The 21121-nt window shown below is 71.1% G+C and carries 16 protein-coding genes and 3 pseudogenes; 9 read left to right on the top strand and 10 right to left on the bottom strand.

All coding sequences use genetic code 11. From position 1 onward, the window contains the following. The first annotated feature begins 988 nt into the window (after positions 1-988). Positions 989-1327, top strand: coding sequence for a MerR family transcriptional regulator (locus OG299_RS11125; RefSeq protein ID WP_266634044.1), 339 nt, complete (start codon positions 989-991; stop codon positions 1325-1327). Positions 1328-1529: 202 nt separating this feature from the next. Here OG299_RS11125 and OG299_RS42725 read toward each other — a convergent pair. Beyond that, a pseudogene (locus OG299_RS42725) lies at positions 1530-1797 on the bottom strand (Tn3 family transposase); the annotation flags it as partial. A gap of 88 nt (positions 1798-1885) precedes the next feature. Between OG299_RS42725 and OG299_RS11120 the strand changes: the two are divergent. The 5 genes and pseudogenes from OG299_RS11120 to OG299_RS11100 all read left to right on the top strand — a co-directional run. Further along, a pseudogene (locus tag OG299_RS11120) lies at positions 1886-2588 on the top strand (flavoprotein); the annotation flags it as partial. Between the two features lie 508 nt (positions 2589-3096). Continuing rightward, a complete protein-coding gene (locus OG299_RS11115; RefSeq protein ID WP_134068503.1) occupies positions 3097-3300 on the top strand; it encodes a cold-shock protein in 204 nt (67 codons plus the stop codon). Between the two features lie 365 nt (positions 3301-3665). Continuing rightward, entirely contained in the window at positions 3666-5156 is a 1491-nt protein-coding gene (locus tag OG299_RS11110) for a DEAD/DEAH box helicase (protein ID WP_327361399.1), read from the top strand. A gap of 46 nt (positions 5157-5202) precedes the next feature. Further along, positions 5203-5607 (top strand): CBS domain-containing protein, encoded by a 405-nt coding sequence (locus OG299_RS11105; protein WP_442817504.1) that lies wholly within the window; start codon positions 5203-5205, stop codon positions 5605-5607. A gap of 47 nt (positions 5608-5654) precedes the next feature. Then, positions 5655-5966: an SCO5918 family protein gene (locus OG299_RS11100; RefSeq protein ID WP_266634051.1), complete on the top strand. Its 312-nt coding sequence runs from the start codon at positions 5655-5657 to the stop codon at positions 5964-5966. Between the two features lie 216 nt (positions 5967-6182). Here OG299_RS11100 and trhA read toward each other — a convergent pair whose 3' ends face one another. Then, positions 6183-6968: a PAQR family membrane homeostasis protein TrhA gene (trhA, locus tag OG299_RS11095; RefSeq protein ID WP_327361398.1), complete on the bottom strand. Its 786-nt coding sequence runs from the start codon at positions 6966-6968 to the stop codon at positions 6183-6185. 216 nt (positions 6969-7184) lie between these two features. On the opposite strand from trhA, the gene OG299_RS11090 reads away from it, so the two are divergent. Further along, complete coding sequence (locus OG299_RS11090; RefSeq protein ID WP_266634054.1) at positions 7185-7745, top strand: hypothetical protein; 561 nt, start codon at positions 7185-7187, stop codon at positions 7743-7745. A 513-nt stretch (positions 7746-8258) separates the two neighbouring features. Here the strand turns inward: OG299_RS11090 and OG299_RS11085 are convergent. Continuing rightward, the gene (locus OG299_RS11085) at positions 8259-8672 is read right to left on the bottom strand and encodes an ATP-binding protein (protein WP_327361397.1); all 414 of its coding nucleotides are present in this window, start codon (positions 8670-8672) and stop codon (positions 8259-8261) included. A gap of 868 nt (positions 8673-9540) precedes the next feature. Between OG299_RS11085 and OG299_RS11080 the strand changes: the two are divergent. Next, a pseudogene (locus OG299_RS11080) lies at positions 9541-9736 on the top strand (MerR family transcriptional regulator); the annotation flags it as partial. A gap of 287 nt (positions 9737-10023) precedes the next feature. Then, a complete protein-coding gene (locus tag OG299_RS11075; RefSeq protein ID WP_030303412.1) occupies positions 10024-10227 on the top strand; it encodes a cold-shock protein in 204 nt (67 codons plus the stop codon). A 330-nt stretch (positions 10228-10557) separates the two neighbouring features. On the opposite strand, the gene OG299_RS11070 is transcribed toward OG299_RS11075, so the two are convergent. The 7 genes from OG299_RS11070 to OG299_RS11040 form a co-directional block, all read right to left on the bottom strand. Then, positions 10558-10809: a hypothetical protein gene (locus tag OG299_RS11070; protein WP_327361396.1), complete on the bottom strand. Its 252-nt coding sequence runs from the start codon at positions 10807-10809 to the stop codon at positions 10558-10560. Further along, positions 10809-11072 carry a hypothetical protein gene (locus OG299_RS11065; RefSeq protein WP_327361395.1) on the bottom strand — a complete coding sequence of 88 codons (264 nt, stop codon included), beginning with the start codon at positions 11070-11072 and terminating at the stop codon, positions 10809-10811. Before OG299_RS11065 ends, OG299_RS11070 begins: the two co-directional genes overlap by 1 nt. Positions 11073-11237: 165 nt before the next feature. Continuing rightward, positions 11238-15095: a caspase, EACC1-associated type gene (locus tag OG299_RS11060; RefSeq protein ID WP_327361394.1), complete on the bottom strand. Its 3858-nt coding sequence runs from the start codon at positions 15093-15095 to the stop codon at positions 11238-11240. Then, the gene (locus OG299_RS11055; RefSeq protein WP_327361393.1) at positions 15092-15496 is read right to left on the bottom strand and encodes an effector-associated constant component EACC1; all 405 of its coding nucleotides are present in this window, start codon (positions 15494-15496) and stop codon (positions 15092-15094) included. The genes OG299_RS11060 and OG299_RS11055 overlap by 4 nt, the downstream gene beginning before the upstream one ends. A 234-nt stretch (positions 15497-15730) precedes the next feature. Then, positions 15731-17947, bottom strand: a complete 2217-nt coding sequence (locus OG299_RS11050) for a serine/threonine-protein kinase (protein WP_327361392.1) — start codon at positions 17945-17947, stop codon at positions 15731-15733. Positions 17948-17952: 5 nt separating this feature from the next. Then, complete coding sequence (locus tag OG299_RS11045) at positions 17953-18912, bottom strand: protein kinase family protein (RefSeq protein WP_327361391.1); 960 nt, start codon at positions 18910-18912, stop codon at positions 17953-17955. Positions 18913-18960: 48 nt separating this feature from the next. Continuing rightward, the gene (locus tag OG299_RS11040) at positions 18961-21066 is read right to left on the bottom strand and encodes a serine/threonine-protein kinase (RefSeq protein WP_327361390.1); all 2106 of its coding nucleotides are present in this window, start codon (positions 21064-21066) and stop codon (positions 18961-18963) included. Positions 21067-21121: the final 55 nt, after the last annotated feature.

The following is a 21121-nucleotide window of genomic DNA, read 5'->3' as shown; positions in this document are numbered from 1 at the left end:
CAGTGCGGGTGGGGGGACGGGTGAGGCTGTCGAGGAAGAGGCGGGCGCGCTCGCGGGCTTCGGCAGGGGAGGTCGCGGACCGGCCTGCTGCGACATCGACGCTCATCGTGTCCATCAGACCTCCCTGCCCTCTGATCGCCGAAGCCTGCCCACCCGGTGCTTCTGCCCCGCCCTGCGGCGGTCAAGCCGGGTGAAGCCCGCCCCGCGGCCTTCTCGGCGGGGGTCGATTACCTCTCCACTGGACTCGCAAAAATCTGTGCTGGCTGGAGTAGACATTAGGTGGTGGTCTGGTTATGGTTTCTCTCGTAGCCAGAGAGGCCGAAGGGCCCGGCAGAGACGAACTGCCGGGCAGCAGTACAGGTAGTTGCAGTGCGCAGGACGGTGCGGTGGCGGAGTTTCGAAGCCAGAGCAGTTGCAGGACGGCGACGGGACTGGCGGCCGGACCGGGTGGCCCGCAGTCATCAGGGGCCGCCGACAGCAGTTGACGCAGTGGCAGTACCCAGCAGTGAAGTGAAGTGAGCGGTACCTCGGTGAAGGCGTCGGCTGCGGGCGCGCGCACCGGGAGGTTCGGCAGTGGGGTTCTAAGCCAGAGCAGACGCACGATGGGCGACGGGGCTGGCTGCCGAAGAGTGACGCTTGCACAGGTCACCAGCAGTACGCATCACCGGCAGTACCAGCAGTACGCGGTATCAGCAGTACGCAGTCCCCCGTTAGGTAAGGCAGTTCATTCAGAGGGAAGAAACGGAGGAACAGACGCCATCAGGATCGCCCGGACGGATTGTCGAGTCCGGGTACCGCAGGACATCGATAGTGAGGTGGTCTCCGGTCAAGCAACCGCGATCCCCGCACCCCCGACAGCATCAAGGTCGGGCAGGCGGAAACAGAAGGCCGGCGCAGTACCAGGGCCGGCAGATGGTGTAGCAGTTCCTTCGGGGCCCGGGCGCGAACAAGCGCCCGGGCCCCTCCACGCGTTCCACAGAGAGGTGACATGACAGCAGACGACTCGTTCGACCGTCTCGACGACGACGACTACCCCGCCTACACGATGGGCCGGGCCGCCGAGATGCTCGGCACCACCCAGGGCTTCCTCCGCGCCATCGGCGAAGCCCGCCTCATCACCCCGCTGCGCTCCGCCGGCGGACACCGCCGCTACTCCCGCTACCAACTGCGCATCGCCGCCCGCGCGCGGGAGCTCGTCGACCAGGGCACCCCCATCGATGCCGCCTGCCGCATCGTCATCCTCGAAGACCAGCTTGAAGAAGCCCAGCGCATCAACGCCGAACACCGCAACGCCGCCGGATCCTCGAACCCGACGATCGCCTTCTGAAGCAAACTGAGACCCGCAACTCTCCCGGGAAGCACGTGGGCACCGCGCACATCGCACATGCCGCCCGGCTCGTGCAGCCCCCTCGCGGCAGTAGCAGAGTCGCTCGGCTCCCGCGCCGGAGGCGGCCCCGGCCGGGCCCCCTCCGGCCCGGCCCCTCCGCCTCGAGAAGAATCCGGCTCCAGGGCAGGACGTGGACCGTCCACTCTTCTTCGTCCTCGTCAAACCCTTCGGAATCCGGGTCACGCAGGACCGCAGCGCGCCCCCGGGCGGGGTAAAGGCAGTGAATGTGGCGGCCGCGCATTTTCAGGTTGCGGGGCTCGAGTGGGGAGAGCCGGGCGATGCCCTCACCCGGGATCTCGTGCCCGTCGGCGCGGAACTGGGTGACGCCGGCGCCGATGTAGCGGGTCGCCCCGCAGTGCGATCGCGTTGAAAACCAGGCCGAGCGCGCCGAGCTGGTCCTCCATACCGTCCCACCGGGTCCACCGTCCACATCAGGTGCTCGTCCTCGCGATCCGCCCTTACTCCGCAAACGTCTGCACCGGCAGGGTATGGCGCCCCTCCCCCAGCCCCATCAGTGGCGAGGGCTGTAGGCCCTCGTCGAGAAGGCTGCCGCCGACCGCATCTCTTACCGAATTCCGGATTTGAAGGTCCCAGCCGCGTGTCCGCTACGCAGGCAATCGCACCGCTGCCATCGGCTCCGGCTCCGGCGCCGGCGCCGCCGAGCAGATCCCCGCCTGTGGGGCCCTAGGCTCGCAGTCAAGGCCGCCGTGGACGACGGATACACCGACGCGGTCACCGGCTTCCGCACCTCCGTCGCCGAGGAGAGTGCCGACCGGCCGGCCCTCGTCTGTGCAGACGGCCGGCGTCTTGAGCCGGTCGACGAGGGCGTCGTCCTCACCGGCTTGCGCCCCGACCTCTCCTTCCTGAACGAGCTGGGCCTCGGTCTCGGCGAGCGCCTCCAGGCTCCCCGTTGGGCCCACCCCGCTGATCGACTCCAATCAGCACTCCTGCGGCACCGTTTACCCCCACGGGGTCAACGCGTTCTTCCACCCGAAGGAGGACATCTACCTCGTCGGCATGAAGTCCTACGGCCGCGCGCCGACTCCTCTCGCCATGACCGGCTTCGAGCAGGTCCGCTCCATCGCCGCTCGCAGGCGATCAGGAAGCCGCCAAAAACGTCGAACTCACTATTCCGAGAACGGAGTCTGCGGCGGCCGCTGAGGTTGTTGACGAGACCGGCCTGGCCGGCGGCGGAGAGGGCTTTGTCCGTGAAGCTGGTACGTCGGGCGATCTGTGCGGTGGACAGCTGGATGTCGGTCCCGTGCCGGGCGGGGTGGACGGCTGCTTCGGCGTGGGCTGCGATGGCGCCAGTGGCCATGGATGTGGCGGCGACGGCGACGTATCCGGCGGCCTCGTTGAAACCGATGGCGCCGAAGGCCAGGATGTAGGCGAGCGCGCTCACCGAGGCCGCCAGGGACGCGGGGGATCAAATCTGTGGCCGTGAGGTGAGAGTTTGCTGCGTATAAAAGTGAGGGTTTTTATCTCAGGGGACTTCCTGGAATAGCTTTACGTGCGGGGGGCGCTCCGGCGTGCTACTGTCGATCTCAGTTGCAGTCTTGGTTCGCAAAACTTCAAGCGCTTCCCTTGTGGCGTCCTCTCGCCCGCTGAATGCGCTTTGTGTTTCCGCCGATTTTCCGGTCGGGGCAATCATCGCGGCGACTCCGCAATTACATAGTGTAATTGCGGGCACTGCCCCAAAGGAGATTAATATGGCATCTGGCACCGTGAAGTGGTTCAACGCGGAAAAGGGTTTTGGCTTCATCGAGCAGGAGGGCGGCGGCGCTGACGTCTTCGCTCACTACTCGAACATCGCCTCCTCCGGCTTCCGTGAGCTTCAGGAAGGCCAGAAGGTTAACTTCGACGTCACGCAGGGCCAGAAGGGCCCGCAGGCCGAGAACATCGTTCCCGCCTGAGGCTGACGCGTACACGCAGCTGGGGCCCGCACCTTGGGGTGCGGGCCCCAGCTCGTTGCTTTTCCCCCTCACACGCCTCGTCGGATCCCGACGTTTTCGCGTGCGCGGCGGGCGACGGTGCCTCGCGCCGGCCCGCCTCACTGTCCGGCCCGGCGGATACGTTCTCACATTGTCGCCCGCCCCGCCCCCGTCGCCTGTAAGTCGTCCGCCGTTTATCCGGCCTCCTGGACGCGCCGCGCGGATCTCTCTGCAAGCCCTATCCGCTGTTTTCGCGGCACGGCTCTGCCCCGTCTTTCTTCGGCCCGCTCTCGGGAATACCCGTAATGGGGATTCCTCGATACGTGCCGTATCGAGGAAGGTTCCACATGGACCGCACCACTCGCACGAACGACCGCTATTCCCGCACCCGCGCCGGCGGCCAGAGCGGCGCCCCCCGCACAGGCCGTACCGGTGCTCCCGCCCGTTCCATCTCCTCCACCCGTCCGGGCTACGGCAGCCGACGTCCCGCCGCCATCCAGGGTGAGTTCGCGCTGCCGAAGACAATCACTCCCGCGCTGCCCGCCGTCGAGGCCTTCGCAGACCTGGACATGCCGGCCCAGCTGCTGGCCGCCCTGGACGCCGAAGGGATGAAAGTCCCGTTCCCGATCCAGGGCGCGACCTTGCCCAACACCCTCGCCGGGCGGGACGTCCTGGGACGGGGCCGCACCGGATCCGGCAAGACACTCGCCTTTGGCCTGGCCCTGCTGGCCCGCACCGCCGAGCAGCGCGCAGAGTCCGGGCAGCCGCTGGCCTTGGTCCTCGTTCCCACCCGCGAGCTCGCCCAGCAGGTCACGACGGCGCTGACCCCCTACGCACGTGCGGTGAAACTGCGCTTGGCCGCGGTGGTGGGCGGTATGCCCATCGGCCGTCAGGCGAACACGCTCAGGAACGGCGCGGAGATCGTCGTCGCCACCCCGGGCCGCCTGAAGGACCTCATCGACCGCGGCGACTGCCGGCTCGACCGAGTCGCGATCACCGTCCTGGACGAGGCCGACCAGATGGCCGACATGGGCTTCATGCCGCAGGTCACAGCCCTCCTGGACCAAGTACGGCCCGAGGGCCAGCGGATGCTGTTCTCCGCGACCTTGGACCGCAACGTGGACCTGCTGGTGCGCCGCTACCTGACCGACCCGGTCGTGCACTCCGTCGACCCGTCCGCCGGCGCGGTGACGACGATGGAGCACCACGTGCTGCACGTCCACGGCGCCGACAAGCAGCGGATGACGACGCAGATCGCGGCGCGCGAAGGCCGGGTCATCATGTTCCTGGACACCAAGCACGCCGTCGACCGCCTGACCGAACACCTGCTCAGCAGCGGAGTACGAGCCGCCGCGCTGCACGGCGGGAAGTCCCAGCCCCAACGCACGCGGACCCTGGCCCAGTTCAAGACAGGCCACGTCACCGTGCTGGTCGCGACCAACGTGGCGGCGCGCGGCATCCACGTCGACAACCTCGACCTCGTCGTCAATGTCGATCCGCCGACCGACCACAAGGACTACCTCCACCGCGGCGGCCGCACTGCCCGCGCCGGCGAGTCCGGCAGCGTCGTCACCCTGGTCACCCCGAACCAGCGCCGCGAGATGACCCGCCTCATGGCCGCCGCCGGCATCGTCCCCCACACCACCCAGGTCCGCTCCGGCGACGAGGCACTCAACCGGATCACCGGAGCCCGGACCCCCTCCGGCATCCCCGTCACCATCACGGCGCCGGTATCGGAGCGGCCCAAGCGCAGCGCAAGCTCCCGCGGCCGGCGCAGGCCCGCTTCGGCTGCCCAGCGCATGAGCCTGCGGCAGTCGGCCTTCGACGCGGCGGCCTGACAACTCAGTGATCCGGAAACTGACCCACCTCTGCAGGAGGCACGTTGTGACGTTGATCCAGATGCAACGCCGCCCGGCACAAGCCGACCCCGCGCCCCGCACGGTGAACGACGCCATGGACGCGGCCGGCCCCCAGGTATGCGACGACATGACGGTCGAAGTGGCCATGGCCGTCATGGCCAGCGCCCGCGCCGGGCATCTGCTCGTCTGCGACGAGTACGGTGAGTGCACGGGACTGGTCACCCAGGCCCAGCTCGCAGCCCTCCACGACAGCGCCGCGTACACGGACCAAGTCCGTCTGCGCGCTGTTCTCGGCGACCGCGGGCCGTTCACCTCGCCCAGGACCACGATGGCCGAGGCCGAGCACGCGATGCGCTACCGCGGGCTCGCTGCCCTGCCCGTCATCGACGAGCAGGGAAGCGCTCTGGGTGTCCTCGCCCTTGCCCGCTGAACCGCCCCACCGCGGCACGACCGTCCCCTTCTTCCTGTGAGGCATTCATGCGCTGTGTCATCGCCCGCTTCCCGTTCGACCTGACCAAGACCGGCGTCCTGGCGTCGATGAAGGGCGTCAAGCCTGAGCAGGTCAGCGGCGGCTCCGTGGTCATCGGCCGCCGTACCTACCCCCTCAAGCAGGTCGGTCAGGTCATCACCCGCCAGGACCGGCGCGACTTCAGCGCCGGCGAAGTCCTCCGCGCCATGACCCAGCTCGGGTTCACCTGCCGCGGCCTTTCCCTGGCCGCCGTGCCCACGCGCGTACTCAGCCCGCTCCAGCAGGCCTCCGCGATGCTCGGCGTCCCGGCAGCCGTCTGACAGACGGGGAAGACCGAGACGACCGCCGGCACGCGGGAGGACGTCAAAGCCGCCCCGCGGTTCACCACGGACCGGAACCGGCCGACCACGATCACCTGTCCGACGTCGCCGACGACTACGTCTCCCTCCGCCGCCCGCTCGCACCCCGACCCGAAGCCGGTCGGCAGCGCGCCCGCCCCGTAGAGCGGGCGGGCGAGCGTCCACAGATGGTCGTGGTCAGTAGGCGGCGAGTGAGATGGCGATGTAGTGCGCGGTGAAGGCTGCCACGGTCAGGGCGTGGAACACCTCGTGGTAGCCGAACCAGCGGGGTGATGGGTCGGGGCGCTGGAGGGCGTAGACGACCGCGCCCGCGCTGTAGAGCAGCCCGCCGGTCACGATCAAGGTGAGTAGGGTCGCCCCTCCGCCGTGCAGGAAGTTGGGCAAGTAGCGCACCGGTGCCCAGCCCAGGGCCAGGTAGCAGGGGGTGTAGAGCCAGCGGGGGGATCCGACCCACAGGACGCGGAAGGCGATGCCCGCCAGCGCGCCCGTCCACACGATCCACAGGAGGACGGACCGCTGGTCAGGGGGGAGGAGGAGCAGGGCGAGAGGGGTGCAGGTGCCCGCGATGATCAGGAAGATGTTGGCGTGGTCCAGGCGCCGCAGAACGGCCTCGCCGAGGGGGCCCCAGGTGCCGAGGTGGTAGACCGCGCTCGTCCCGAACAGCAACCAGGCGGTGACGGCGTACACGGTGCAGGCCAGGGTCGCTTGCGGCGTGCCTGCGAGACAGATGAGGACGATGCCCGCGGCCAGCGATGCGGGGACCATGCCGGCGTGGAGCCATCCTCGTAGCTTCGGCTTGATCGGCTCCGGCTGATCGGCCGCTCGCTCGGCCAGGTCGGTAATCGGATGGGAGTTCTCGCGTCCGCCGACCGTTGGTGTGGAAGTAACACGGCCAGCTTTGGCGTCGTCTCGGGACACTGCTTCTCTTCCTGACTCGTACTGCCGGGCAGCACTGGCAACCATGTGTGCATGCTAGGAGCCCGCCCGGAGCGGCATTGCGGGAGGTCTGCCCAAGCCCCGCCGGGAGCTGCCGGACGCGGCTGCTTCATCCGCCTCATGCTTCCGTCACCGTAGCCTTCCGCCAACTGGGGCCGTGGGACTCGTGTAATTCGGCGCACCGTGGGAACGATCAGGGCTTCCGAACGGGCCTCTCCGCTCTCCTACGTTCAAGGACCGCCGATGCTTCCCGAGTTCCGCTCCCACGCGTCCGCCCCCCTTTCCCATCAGCTGGAACAGCGACTGGGACTGGATCCACGCCTTGAAGCCGGCCGAATCGACGTGGAGCGCGTCGCGGACATCGCCGTCGTCGCATCGGCCCACTCCGACGGGTACGCGGCCACCGCGCATCTCCTCGGACTCCTGGCAGCGCTCCCCGCTCCCACCGAGGCCGGAGAACACTTCTGGTCGGACTTGTGGAGGTCTTCGGGCTCCCTCTACTTGCTGCCCAACAACATCAAGGACTACGTCCTGAGTTCGCTGGCAGGCGAAGGCACCGGTCTGGCCGGACAGATCCTCTCGGCTGTTGACGAAATGACCCCGCCCCAGCGCATCGCAGCCGGGGGGGTCATCGGCCAAGCGCTCTGCGAGTCCGACCACCTCCCCGACCTCAAAACGCAGGTCATCGGCGAGCTGTGGCTCCGGGACCTCGAACTCACAGCCTGGCGCGTCCTGCACGCGGACCACACATCAGCTGATCCGGCCAGGCGAAAGGCCTTTCTCGACGCATGGACGAGTATCTGATCGGCATGGCAACCCGTGCCGTCCGGCCCCACAGCACCCGTAGAGCCGGGTATCCGTCACCGGCCACCCTGGTAGTGGGCGCCCTGCGCCGGGGTCGATGAGCGATCCAAGTCGAGCGGTTCCGGGGAGCGCTCCAACTCCCATGGCAGTAACTCGCGCAGCTTCGACAAGGTGTTCACGACGGCCCGATGCTTGTCGGGGTAGTGGTTTGTCTGGTGGGCAAGCAACTCGTCTATGACCGTCCAAGGAGCGGTGGCCACCCTGTTGTGACCGGACTGAGCCGTTCTGAGGCGGCAGCCCTGCGACCGCGCCGGGTCAGAGCCCGGCTGCCGGGCCGGCTTGGCCCGCATACGCCGGAGGCTGCAAACCTGGAACCCGTACGGTCCTGGCCTTGGGCGGCCAGGACCGGGCGCGAGGCAGGCTCGGGGATGACCTCGCGGGTGACGCGTCCGTTTCAACGAGGACAGCATGTTCTGGGGATGCCGCCGGGCGGGGGATATGCCGGGCAGGGTTCTACCGGGGGAGGAGGGCGCTGACGGTCTTGCCGCCGGTGGTCTGGTGGGTGACGGCGGTGGCCTGTGCGAGGTGGTTGACCATGGACCAGCCGAAGCCGCCGCTCCCGCCGCGCAGGTCGGGGGTGCGCGTGCCAGGTGCGTGCGGGCTGGGGCCCTGGACCGCCACCTCGATACCGTCCACGTGGGGCGTCAGGGTCAGGGTGCAGGATCCCCCGCCATGGCGCAGGGCATTGGTGGCGAGCTCCGAAACGACGAGCACCACGTCATCGGCCGCCTGAGCTGAGACCGCCTGCACGAGATGGTCGAGGAAATCCCGCGTACTGGCACGCGCGTCGCCGGGGGAGGCCGCCGCCTCTTCGGGCCGGCGACGCCGGCCCGCGCCCGTTCTCGTGCCCGTCGCTGAGGCGCTCAACCCGAAGCGCCCCTCTGATGCCTCCCAGCGTCCGAGGCGGATTACCTCCTCGCCGCACACGCGGAAATCTATGGTGGCTGGAGTAGACATTGGGTGGTGGCGTGGTTATGGTTTCTCTCGTAACGCAGAGAGACCGCAGGGCCTGGCAGAGACGAACTGCCGGGCAGCAGTACCCGTGGTTGCAGTGCGCAGGACGGTGCGGTGGTGGAGTGTCGAAGCCAGGGCAGTTGCAGGACGGCGACGGGGCTGACGACCGGACCGGGTGGCCCGCAGTCATCAGGGGCCACCATGAGCAGTAACGCAGTGAACGCAGTGGCAGTACCCGGTAAGTGCAGTTCGCAGTACCAGCAGTGAAGTTGAGTGAAGCGGTACCTCGGTGAAGGCGTCGGCTGCGGGCGCGCGCACCGGGAGGTTCGGCAGTGGGGTTCTAAGCCAGAGCAGATGCAGGATGGGCGACGGGGCTGGCCGCCGAAGTGGCGCTCTGACAGGTCACCAGCAGTACGTAACACCAGCAGTACAGGAAGTTCGCAGTCAGCAGCAACAGCAGTACCCGCGTTGCAGCAGTTCGCAGTATCAGCAGTACGCAGTTTCCGTTTGGTAAGTGATTGATCCAGAGGGAAGAACGGAGGGATTGGGCGCCATCAGGATCGCCCGGACGCCACGCGAGTCCGGGTACCGCAGGACATCGATGGTGAGGTGGTCTCCGGTCACGCATCCGCGATCCCCGCACGCCCGGCGAAGCTCAGGTCGGGTGGGCGGAAACAGAGGGCCGGCGCAGTACCAGGGCCGGCAGATGGTGTAGCAGTTCCTTCGGGGCCCTGGTGCCATAGGCACCAGGGCCCCTCCACGTGTTCCACAGAGTGGTGCGATGACCGCAGACGATTCATTCGGCCGTCTCGGTGACGACGACTACCCCGCCTACACCTTGGGCCGTGCCGCCGAACTGCTCGGCACCACCCAGAGCTTCCTCCGTGCGATCGGCGAGCACCGCTCGATCACCCCGCTCCGCGGGCGGACACCGCCGCTGCTCCCCCTACCAGCTGCGCATCAACGCCGAACACCGCTAAACGCCCAGTCAGCGGACCCGGCGTCCGCGGCTTGAGCTGGAGCGTGCCCGCCGGCCCTCGGCGGGACGGCATGCCCCCGGCCCAAGGGCGCGACGTGCCCTCGTTTCCTCTGGTGACAGCCCGTCGTGGGCGTGTAGCGTTTGGGCTAGCTGTCGTGGTTCGGAAGTTCCCTTTGCCCACGCCTCGGTGTGGGCGTTTTGCTGTGCTGTGCCGCAGGAACCAGGGCGATCACCTCCGCCTTCCGCATCGGGCGGTTGGCGTTCATCGACTGGAAGGCATGAGACATGGCGACGGGAACTGTGAAGTGGTTCAACGCGGAGAAGGGCTTCGGCTTCATCGCCCAGGACGGTGGCGGCCCGGACGTGTTCGCCCACTACTCGGCGATCAACTCCTCGGGCTTCCGTGAGCTCCAAGAGGGCCAGGTCGTGACGTTCGACGTCACCCAGGGCCAGAAGGGCCCCCAGGCGGAGAACATCACCCCGGCCTGACCTGTCCTGCCCGCCTGCAGCAGGCACTGGGAGTGCCGGGTGGATGCCCCTGCACCCGCCGTACCATCCTCGGAGCGACGGTCGACCGAACGTCGTCCGGGTGCTGGCGGGATCTGCGACGCACACGATCAGGGCCGCGGGACCGCGCGGCCCTGATCCCGGCTGGCCCCGGTCCACGGGGCTCGGACCCGTGAGTTCGCCCCTTTTTTAGCCCCACCCCTGCCGAGGCCGCCATTTCAAGCCCCGTAAGCTCCACGCGGACAAGGTTCCGGACTGTCGGAGTGGTGTTGGATGCGGGCGACGGCGGACGCGTATTCGTCGACGCTGCGTTCAAACTCGTTCTGTGCGGCGAGTTCTACCAGCCGAGCGCGGGGCCATCCGGTACGCCTCGGTGAGACGTGCGATCGCCTGTCGCAGTTGCCCCTCGGCGCGCCCGATCGGGGTGAACAGGTCGACGTCGTCACTGACGCGGCTGACGAGACGATGGGCCTGGACCGCGTATCCGCCCGCGCGCCGGTAGCCGAAGTCCTCAGCAAGTGCTTTCAGGCCGATGCGGATGAGTCGGCGGTGCAGGTCTTCCACTACGCGGCCGCCGCCGGACTTGCGAGCTCGGGGAAGCGGGACTCCCCGGCGGCCCTCGCCGGGCCGGGCAGGAACAGGGCTTGCCAGTGGCTCCGCAGCACGTCCGCATTGAGGGGGGCGAGCAGGTCCTCAGGCGTCTGAGCCTCGCGGACCACCCGCTCGTGCATCAGCGGTACGTCGGCGTCGTCGGCCAGGTCGTACTCGTAGCGCGGGCCCCAGCCCAGGTGCGCGACCTGGTACGCCACCGGGGCACCGGTCGGCACCCGGTCGGCATCGGAGACTTTCCCTGACCGCTCCCTGCGCCACCGGTTCGCCGGACTCTGGCTGTCGGTGCCCGGCGGACCGCACGGGTGGGACGGCGGCAGCACCTTCGCCGCGGACACCCCCTGGGCCGTCTCCGCGCCCTGGGCCGGCCGGCTGTTCGAGGCTCAGGCGAACAGCGGCTCCAGCGCCGACTCACCGACCAGAATCCGCCAGGCAGGCACCCGGACCGTGCGCGTCACCGGAACGGCCTTCGCCCCGGCGCCGCCGGACGGGAGCCCCGTCAGCAGGTCGCCGCGCGCGTGCGTCAGCCGCAGATGCCGTGCCGGATCCCGGTCGTGCCCGGGGCCGGGATCGATCAGCACCGCCGTGTTCGCCCCGTCCACCGTGAACAGCAGGTCCACGGTGTGTCCGCCGACCACCGCCGCGCGCTCCAGATCGATGATGCCGCGTGCGCTCAGGTACGCCTGGAGCCGGTCGGCCAGCTCCTCGCGGAAGCCGGAACCTGCGTTCGCGCTGACGGCCGAGTCCTGGTCCGCGTACGTCCCCCTGCGCAGTACGGCCGACCGCCCCGCGAGCAGGGCAGGGAGTCCCGCCTGTTCCTGCCAGAACGCGTGGCTGCCCACGGTGATCAGCTGCGACTTGGCCCGGGTCACGGCAACATTCCACAGGTTGACCTGACTCGCCACCCAGTGCGTCGTACGCGGCGGCGTGTTGCCCGTCGCCACCGGGCTGAGGACCATCACATCGCGCTGCCCTCCCTGGAAGGCATGCACCGTGCCGACGCGGACCCGGTCGTCGTCCGCCCATACCCGGGCCAGTGCCTCCTTCTGGGCCCGGAACGGTGTCACCACCCCGACCGTCGCGCGCTCAGGCAGTCGCAGCAGCAGGTCGTTCACCGTCTCCCGTACGCGGTCCGCCTCTGCCGCGTTGCGCCAGGACTGGCCGCCGCCGCCCCGTGCCGACTCGCCGTGCGGGACGTCCACCCACCCCAGCACCGGCGCCGGGTCGGTGTGGCCGAACGGGTCGGATGCCGGTACCTGCCTGCGGACATCGGTGAGGACCTGCAACTGGCCCGCGTAGCAGTAGCCGTTGACGATGTCCGCGATCGCCGGATGACAGCGGTAGTGCTCGTCGAGCAGCAGCGCCGCCTCACCGTGCTGCGCGGCCGCGTGGTACGAGGCGTACACGTGATAGGCGAGTCGGTGGTCCTCGAGCTGCGCCGCACTCAGCCCGGTCCGTACGCGCGCCTGTCGTTCCTGCTCCGCGGTGATGCCGGGAATGTGTCCGAGTTGCATGGGATCACCGATGATCAGCGCCCGCTTGGCCCGGAACAGCAGGGGCAGGACCGAGGGGATCGAGCACTGGCTCGCCTCGTCGATCACGACCAGGTCGAAGAGCTTCGGTACGAGTTCCAGCTGGCGTACCGAGTGCGTACTGATGGCCCACCCCTTGAGGTATGCCATCAGGTTGCGCTGGCTCTTCTGGAAACCCGAGCGCTGGCGCAGCGCCTGGAGGCGCTGGCCCATGAGCGAGCTCCCCCGGACCATGGCCTCGGCCGCCACGGCCCGGGCGAGTTCGCCCGACGTGTCCGACAATCCGGCGTCGCTCTCCAGCCGTGCTCGCTTCAGCTCCTCCTCGTCCCGGCCGAGGAGCGCCGGTACGAGTTCGCGCAGCGCACTCTCCACGGCCACGACGTCCGCCAGCGCGAGGAGGAGCCCGGACGGAGCCGGCCGCGCCGAGGCCCAGGAGGGCCACGGGGTGGCCGGATCCGTCCGGGACGCGGCGACGAATGCGGCCAGGGCACGCCCCCGACGCCATCGGCCGAGAAAGAGCCGTCCGGCACCGGCTGCCTTCCGGGCCCGCTCCTCCCAGCGGGAGAGCGAGGCCACCTCGCTGTCGGCCCACGCTCCTTGCAGCAGCTTGACCGGCAGGCCGAGTTCGTCCGCCTGCCGGGTCTGCTCCCGCAGCAGTTCCAGCAGCTGCATCTCGTCACCCACCAGCCGTGCAGCCTCCGCCCGGTGCGCGGCCGATCGGGCATGCCGGTTGCGCAGGTCGCCGGCCACGGTCGCCGCACCCCGGCCCGGGGCTTCGACGGGCTGGGCGAGCAGCCGTTCCAGCTTCGCGGCCTCGAGCTCCAGCGCCGCCGCGTTGCCCGTCCGCATGAGCAGGCCCGGCGAGATCTCGTCACAGCGCTTGGCGACCACGTCCACGGCCTCGTTGTTCGTGGATGCCACGAGCACGGTCTGGCCGGCGGCGACAGCGGTCGTGACCACGGCGGTCACGACCTCGCTCTTCCCGGTACCGGGCGGCCCGGTGGCGACGGTCAGGGGCCGGGTCATCGCCGACCGGATCACCAGCTCCTGGCTCTCGTTGCACGGCCCGGGAGCGACGACGGACGGCGCTTCGCGGCTCGTGTCCTCGTCGCCCCCGCCCGTCAGGAGCGCGTCCAGCGCGGTGCCGGGAATCTGCCCGGTACGCGTCGACATCTGGAGCAGGTTGTCCACGAGCGCCCCAGTGGCGACCCGCTCCACGCCCGAGGGCGCCAGGAGGACCGCGGCGTTGTGAGCACCGGGCCGCAGCGCGTCCATCACGGACCGCTCGCTGAGGGCCGACAGGTCGAGGGGCTCCAGCTCCGGGATGCCGAGCTCGGTCAGGAGCTCGCGCACGGCCCGCACCATCTGCGTGCCGTTGCCCTCCTGCCAGGTCGGCTGCCAGCGGGCGAGCAGGTCGGCAGCGTCGTCGTCCGCCAGCAGTTCCGTGATCAGCCCGGTGTGCAGGGAGGGGACACCGTTCGGGCGAAGCCTGTCGCGGCCGTCCTCGTCGGGGGCGAGCTCCATCGGCTGGATCAGCAGCGGTGCGATCCGCACGGCGGCGCGGCGCCGGCCGTCCCCGCCGCGTTCGGGGAGGGTGATGGCCGGATACCCGTACCAGTACTCCTGCAGCCCGGCGCCGTCGGCCTGGGCGCCCCTGCTCCTCGGCTTCGGCAGCTGGGAGGGGGCGGGGAGGGTGGGCCCGAGCCCGGACTGGATCGTCTCGGATCCCTGGCCCAGCAGGAAGTACGCGGATCCTCGCCCGCTGTCCCGGTCGGGCAGCATGCCCGACGCCGCTTGCGCGCCCAGGCAGTGCACGTAGTAGCGGAGCAGCTGCTGCCAGTCGATGCCGTCGCGGGCGTCGAGGCCGGCCAGCGCCCGTGCCTTCAGCAGGGCGGGGGAGGACTGGGCGGCATCGCGGGGCGGGGCGGGGAGGTTCACGGACCGGGCCACGGAGCGCGCCAGAGGCAGCGAGTGCGTCGCTCGGATCGTGGACTTGGTCGGCCGCTGCTCCTGGGGCACGCCGTTGCGGACCATCTGCGCCGTCAGGTACTCGAACAGGTCGTCCGGCGTGACCCAGCCGCTGTCCTTGATCCGTCCGCTGCGCAGGCCCTCCACGATCTCACCGGTGAACCGGGAGGTGCCGAGGGAGGATCCGACCGGAGCCATCGCCGAGGCGGCCTGGAGGGCATCGGAGGCGGTGATGAAGTAGACGCCGGTGGGCCGCAGCAGGGTGCTGGGCGCGGGCCGGTCGTTCGTGTCGCTCGTCCCCTTGGCGGTCCATCCCTGGACGACCGAACCGCTGGAGCAGCAGTCCAGCAGTACGACCTTCGAGGAGGCACGGCAGGACTGGAGCATCCGCTCCAGGAACTCGGCCGGCACGGCCGTGCCTGGCAGGTCGTCCGGGTCGGCATCCCGGGTGAGGAAGTACAGCTGGTTGTCGGCCTCGCAGAACTCCCCGTGCCCGCTGAAGTAGAGGAGGGCGGTCTCGCTGGGCTGCCGCTCCTCCAGAAACGTCTCGATGGCGTGCAACATCTCGGCGCGGGTCGGCTCGGGGACCATGGCACAGTCGTTGTACATGCCGATCTCGGTGTTCTGGAGCACCGCTTGCATGTAGTGCAGGTCGGCCCGGACGGCCGGGAGGTCGTGGTAGCGCTCGCTGTCGTACGTGGACACTCCGATCAGCATGGCGTACCGGTCGTTGTCACTCACTCCGCGGCCGGTCCGTCCGCGAGACCGTCCTGCGAGCCGCCGGTGAGGAACCGCTCGATCTGCTCGTCGTCGGTGCGTGCCCGCTTGCCGGAGATGCGCAGGGTGGCCCCGTCGGGCCGGGTGACGACGATCGTCCGCTGCGGTGCGCGGGCCAGCCAGATCTGGATACCGGCGGCGACCATGGAACCGCCGCTGAACACCAGTCCGATCAAGTCGGTGACGGGCCCGCCCTTGTCGGTTTCCTGGGCCACCGCCTGCGGGCGCGGGACGTCGAGAGCGGCCTGTGGATCGGTGTCGGCGATCGCAGCGAGCAGTTCGCGTGCTTCGCGCCGGGCGCGGAGCGGGTCCTCGTCGACGATGGAGACGCGGTAGCCGGGCGGGCCCGCGTGGATGGCGCTCATGTTCACTGTCCCCCTGGATTCCCCGTGCGGCAGACACACGGACCGACGGACCGACGAGGCTATCGGGGGCTATGCACGACAGCCCCGCATATAGCCGAAACCCGCTGGTCAATGGCGTGAAACGCACAGCTCCGCCAGGCGGGCCACGACGAGCAGACCGCGCCCCGACCCGGCGTTGGCGATGAGCTCGGCGGCGATCAGCGTCAGGGGCTGAAGTGCATGGGGTTGGCGGAGTCAGTCGGACGGGAGGGCTGTCATCCTGCCCTTCTCGCGGACGTACAGCCGGGTTCCGGACGGGTCCGGGGTCAGGGTGGTCGCCTTGGTCTCGTAGCGCCAGATCGGGCGGTGGGTGCGGAGGTCGACGGCTCGGACGCCCAGGGTGTCCAGGTAGTAGATGTGGTTCGGCGTGGCCACCGGGGCCACGTCGCGGTCGGGTGCCGGCTCCTGTGGGGCGGACTTCTTCGGGGTGGTCTCGCGCCAGCGTTCGGTTCCGGTGCGGGCGTCCAGGGCGACGATGCCGTGGGTGCCCTCGACGGCGTAGACCACGCCGTCCCGGACGGTCGGGATGCCGTAGCGGCGCTTGCCCGCGACCGGGCCCACGTCGCGGCCCTCGCCGAAGGACCAGGCGGGTTTGCCGTCCGAGAGGCGCAGGGCCTGGACCGTGGCCGCGCCCAGGTAGACGTGGTCCTCGTCCGTGGCCGGCTGGTCCGGGGTCGCGCCCGGCGCCGCCAGGGTCGCGGACCAGCGTTCGGTGCCGTTCGCCGCGTCGTGGAGGGAGACCCGCAGGTCGTCGCCGAGTTCGGCCCGCTGCCACAGCAGCACCCCGCCGCGTACGGCCTTGAGCCGGACCACGGCCGGGCGCTGCAGCTCGATCTGGTGCGCGGTGGGGCCCGCCGCCGGCTGCCGCCACAGCTCCTTGCCGGAGGCCAGGCTCGCGGCCACCACCGACCACTGCTCGCCGCCCGCGGCCTTCGCGTGCAGGAACACGGTGTCCCCGCTCACGCCCAGGATCTGGGTCATGGGGTGGGTGCCGTCGTACGCGGGCAGGCGAAGGCGTGGCGGCGCCTCCTTGCCGCGTTCCACGTACTGCATGGGCAGGACGGAGACCGCGACCGCCTTGTCGGGCACGGTGTCGGGGTCCCGCCTCCCGAGCCCGTACAGGACCTTGCCGTCGGTGCCGACCCGCCAGCGGTCCCCGTAACCGAAGAACCCCGTCTCGTCCGCGCCGCTCCGCGCGTCGACGGCCTCGACCGTGATCCCCATGACGGCGACCAGGACATCGCCCACGCGCAGGGGCTCGGGGAGGACCGGGGGGATGGACGCGTCGACCCACCACAGCGGCTCGGGCGGCGGCTGGAGAATGGGGGTCTTCTTCGCGGCGTTGCCCGACCGGCTGCTGCGCCAGGCCCACCAGCCGCCGCCCGCCGCCAGTACGGTCCCGGCGACCGCCGCGCCGCCGCTCAGCGTCAGGAGTCTGCGCCGCGACATGCCGGTCTGCGCCGCGGCGACGGTCGCCGGCTCCTCGGCGGGAGCCGTGAGCCGGGCCGGCGGCGCCTGCCACACCGCCGCCGCGCGCCGGGCGATGTCCGCGAGGACCGGCTGCGGCAGCCCGTCGGCGAAGACGGCCGCCTCGTCGGGGGAGAGGAGTTCCGCCAGCTCGTCGGTGCCCGGCCGCAGGGCCGGGTCCTTGCTCAGGCAGCGGGCCAGCAGCGGTGCCAGTCCGGTCGGTACGCCGCCGAGGTCGGCCTCCGCGTACCGCACCCGGTACAGGAGGTCCGCGGCCTGGCCGCCGCCGAACGGGGCGTGCCCGGTGGCCGCGAAGACCAGGACGCCCGCGAGCGCGAACACATCGCCGGCCGGGGTGTGTTCGAGGCCGCCGGCCTGCTCCGGCGACATGAAGGCGGGGGTGCCGGCCGCGGCCCCCGTACTGGTCAGCCGCTCGTCGCCGAGGGCCCGCGCGATGCCGAAGTCGATGACCTTGGGCCCGGCGGCGGTGACCATGATGTTGGAGGGCTTGAGGTCGCGGTGCACCACGTCCGAGCGGTGCAACTGGCCGAGGGCGCGGGCGAGATCGGCGCCCAGCGAGCGGACCGACGCCTCGGGCAGCGGACCGCCGAGGCGGACGGCCCCGTCGAGCTGCGGGCCGATCACGTACTCCGTCGCCAGCCACGGCGTCGGTGCCAGCGGGTCGGCGCCGAACACACGCGCCCCGTACCGGTCGCCGATGACCCGCGCCGCGTCCGACTCCAGCCGGAACCGGGTGCGGAAGGAGGTGTCGGCGGCAATCCGGGTGTGCACGGTCTTGAGCGCGACCGTACGCCCGCCCGCCGAACGGGCCAGGTAGACCGTGCCCATGCCGCCGCTGCCGAGCCGGGCGAGCAGCCGGTGGCCGCCGAGGTGCTCCGGGTCGTCGTGCGTGAGCGGTGCGAGCGGGGACGGGAGCTGAGGCATCGGGGTCAGTACGCTTTCTGGGGTGACGCGGGTGACGCGGGTGACGTGAACGGCTGCTGAACCGCAGGGAGTTCGGCGGCGAGCAGCCACGCCGACTGGGCGGCGAACGCGGCGACGACGCGGCCCGGCAGGACGACCGGGTGAGCGGCGCCGTCGAGGGCCGTGGCAGGCCCGGGGGAGGGCGGCAGCCGCGGGTCCGGCACCCGCGCCGGTGCGGCCAGCCCGCGCAGCAGCTCCCCGGCGGACCGGGGCCGGTCCGCGGGATCCCGCGCCAGGCAGGCCCCCACCAACCCGCGCAGCCCGGGCGGCAGTTCACTCTGCTCGGGCACCGTGTGGCCGGTCGACGCGTAGGCCAGTACGGACCCCAGCGCGAAGACGTCCCCGAGCGGCCCGGGGGCTCCGCCCGAGGCCTGTTCCGGAGCCAGGCAGCCCGGGTCGAGCCCCGGCAGCCCGGCCCGGTGCACCCCGTCGGGAGCGGCGGCCCGCACCGCGCCGAAGCACGACAGCACCGGCCCGCCGGGGGTGACCAGTACGGCGGCCGGCGACAGGCCCGCGTGCGCCACCCCCTGGGCGTGCGCGGCGGTGAGCCCCTCCGCGAGGGCGGCGCCGAGCCCGCGTACGACGTCCTCGGGCAGCGGACCGCCGTGGGCGGCGAGCACCGCCGGCAGCGGCAGCACCGGCGTGTACGGGGCCGCGTACCAGGGGAAGCCGGCCGTGCCGCCGACCTCGGCGACGTCGAGGAACCGCGGCAGCCGCAGCCGCCGGGCGCCCTCGGCCTCGACCGCCCACCGGGAGGGATCGGCGCCGACCCGCGGTACGCCGACGAGGACGGTGCGCTCCCCGTCGGCGCTGCGCGCGAGGTACCGGCGTTCGGGGACGGAGCGCTCGGCGGCCTCCGGGTCGAGCCGCGCCAGGGTCGTGAACGGCCCGATCTGCGGGGGGTCGTCCTGCCGTAGGCGTTCCATGCGCGCGGTCTCCCGGTTCGGATGCTGGGCCCCGAGCCTAGGCGATCGTCAGTTTACGACCGGCAGGGCGGTCAGCTTCCAGCTGTTGACGGTGAACAGGCGGTTCCCGGCGCCGGCCATGGCCCAGACCCCGCGCGACTCGGGCGACCAGGTCCACATCCGCTTGCCGCCGAAGGCGGAGTAGGCCGAGACGCCCTGGCCCTCGCCCTCCACGGCGAAGACCGTACGGGCCTGCACCACGGGGGGGACGTGCGGCAGGGGGCCGTGGACGGCGCTGCCCCACGCGGTGGGCAGTCCGGTCGAGAGCCGCGCCTGGCTCATCGCCGTACCGTCCATGGCCCACAGGGACTCGCCGTACTGGACCGGCGGCCCCCAGCCGCCGCTGTCCTCCTTCGGGGGCTCCTTCGCGTCGGTCGGGTCCCACAGCTCGGTGCCCGTCCTGATGTTCAGCCCGTTCAGGGTCCGGCCGCCGAGGTACACCGCATCCCCCACGACGAGCGGCTGCACGGCGGACCGCGCCTGACTGACGACCTTCCAGATGGTGCCGCCCGTCGAGGTGTCGACGGCGAACACCGTGCCGTCGGCGCCGCAGACCACGAGCCGGTCCGGGCCGGCCGCGGCCCGTGCGCCGGGCGCGGCCTTCGAGCCGGGCGCCCGCAGGGAGTTCTGCTCCAGCGCCACGGTCCAGCGGACCTTGCGGGTGGCGGTGTCCACGGCGCGCAGCCGCCCGTCCCGGGTCACCAGGTACACGGCCGACGCGTCCGCGGCCAGGATGCGGTTGGTGTCGGCGGCGACCGTCCACAGCCGCTTGCTGGTGGAGGCTTCGAAGCACAGCAGCCCCCCGCCGGGACCGCCGGTGACGAACCGGCTGCCCGGCAGGGCGACCAGGCCGGCGGCGGGAGTGGTGCCGGGCAGCCGCCACTTCTCCTTGCCGTCGGCCGTCAGCCGGGCGGCCAACCCGCCCTCCTTCGCGGCGAAGACGACCACGTCGAGCGCCGGGAGCGGGGTGGTGACGACACCGTCCACCGACTGCGCCGCCACCGGCAGCGGCCCCCACAGGGGGTTCGGAGGCGTGCCGGACTGTGCGGAGAGCGGGGACAGGGGCTCCGCGTTGTGGGCCTCGCCGGGCGGGGGGAGGACTTCGCCGCGCATCAGCCACCAGGCGCCCGTCGCGCCGCCGGTGGCGGCCAGCGCCCCGCCGGCCGCGAGGGAGGCGCGCAGCACCCGTCTGCGGGAGGGGCCGGTTCCGGGCCCCTGGCCGATCACCGTGGCGGCCTGCCGCTCGGCCTCGCTCCCGCGGTGCGCGATGTCCTGGGCGAGCGGCCCCGTACGCCAGATGCGGTCCGCTCCGCGCGGCGGTGCGAAGGCGCCCGCGATCTGCTCGGGGGTCGGGCGCAGCGCGGGGTCCTTGGCGAGGCAGGGCGCTATGAGATGCCGCAACTCGTCGGGAACGCCGGTGAGTTGGGCCTCGCCGTGCACCACCTCGTACTGGACGGCGGCCACGTGCGTCCCGTCGAAGGCGCGCTGCCCGCTCGCCGCGTACGCGAGCACCGCGCCCAGCGAGAAGACGTCCGCGGCGGGACCCACGCGCCGGCCGAGCACCTGCTCGGGGGCGCCGTAGCCGGGAGTGGCCGGGACCTGGCCGGTGGTGGTGAGCGTCAGACCGTGCTCGGGGCGGGCGATGCCGAAGTCGATGACGCGCGGCCCGCCCGAGGTGAGCACGATGTTGGCCGGCTTCAGGTCGCGGTGGACCAGGCCCGCGGCGTGGATCTCGCGCAGGGTGGCGGCGAGGGAGGCGGCGAGCGCGCGGACCCCGTCGGCGCCGAAGGGCCCGTACCGGCGCACGGCGTCGTCGAGCGTGGGCCCGGTCAGGAACTCGGTGGCGATCCAGGGCCGGTTGCCGTCCTCGCTCATCGCGTTCAGGACGCGGGCCACGCCGGAGCTGGTGACGGCCTGCGCCGTGTGCGCCTCGCGGACGAAGCGCTGGGCGAGGTTCGGGTCGTGCGCGAGCTCCGGCAGCAGCACCTTGACCGCCGCGGTCCGGCCGCCCTCGTCCCGCCCGAAGTAGACCTTGCCCATGCCGCCCGCGCCGAGGACGCCGAGGAGTCGGTACGGGCCCAGCCGGACCGGGTCGCCGGTGCCGAGAGGTTCCATGGGTGCTGCTTCCTTCGCTTGGTCCGGTACGGCCGGTACGTCCGGTACGTCCGGT

Origin of the sequence: Streptomyces sp. NBC_01296 (assembly GCF_035984415.1) — a bacterium.
GTDB lineage: Bacteria > Actinomycetota > Actinomycetes > Streptomycetales > Streptomycetaceae > Streptomyces.
This window is presented reverse-complemented; position numbering and strand designations above follow the sequence as displayed.

Coding starts and splice junctions, on each gene's coding strand:
- OG299_RS11040 (WP_327361390.1), bottom strand. CDS start 21,066: ATGGAACCTCTCGGCACCGGCGACCCGGTCCGGCTGGGCCCGTACCGA.
- OG299_RS11100 (WP_266634051.1), top strand. CDS start 5,655: ATGCGCTGTGTCATCGCCCGCTTCCCGTTCGACCTGACCAAGACCGGC.
- OG299_RS11050 (WP_327361392.1), bottom strand. CDS start 17,947: ATGCCTCAGCTCCCGTCCCCGCTCGCACCGCTCACGCACGACGACCCG.
- OG299_RS11125 (WP_266634044.1), top strand. CDS start 989: ATGACAGCAGACGACTCGTTCGACCGTCTCGACGACGACGACTACCCC.
- OG299_RS11110 (WP_327361399.1), top strand. CDS start 3,666: ATGGACCGCACCACTCGCACGAACGACCGCTATTCCCGCACCCGCGCC.
- OG299_RS11055 (WP_327361393.1), bottom strand. CDS start 15,496: ATGAGCGCCATCCACGCGGGCCCGCCCGGCTACCGCGTCTCCATCGTC.
- OG299_RS11045 (WP_327361391.1), bottom strand. CDS start 18,912: ATGGAACGCCTACGGCAGGACGACCCCCCGCAGATCGGGCCGTTCACG.
- OG299_RS11075 (WP_030303412.1), top strand. CDS start 10,024: ATGGCGACGGGAACTGTGAAGTGGTTCAACGCGGAGAAGGGCTTCGGC.
- OG299_RS11115 (WP_134068503.1), top strand. CDS start 3,097: ATGGCATCTGGCACCGTGAAGTGGTTCAACGCGGAAAAGGGTTTTGGC.
- trhA (WP_327361398.1), bottom strand. CDS start 6,968: ATGGTTGCCAGTGCTGCCCGGCAGTACGAGTCAGGAAGAGAAGCAGTG.
- OG299_RS11090 (WP_266634054.1), top strand. CDS start 7,185: ATGCTTCCCGAGTTCCGCTCCCACGCGTCCGCCCCCCTTTCCCATCAG.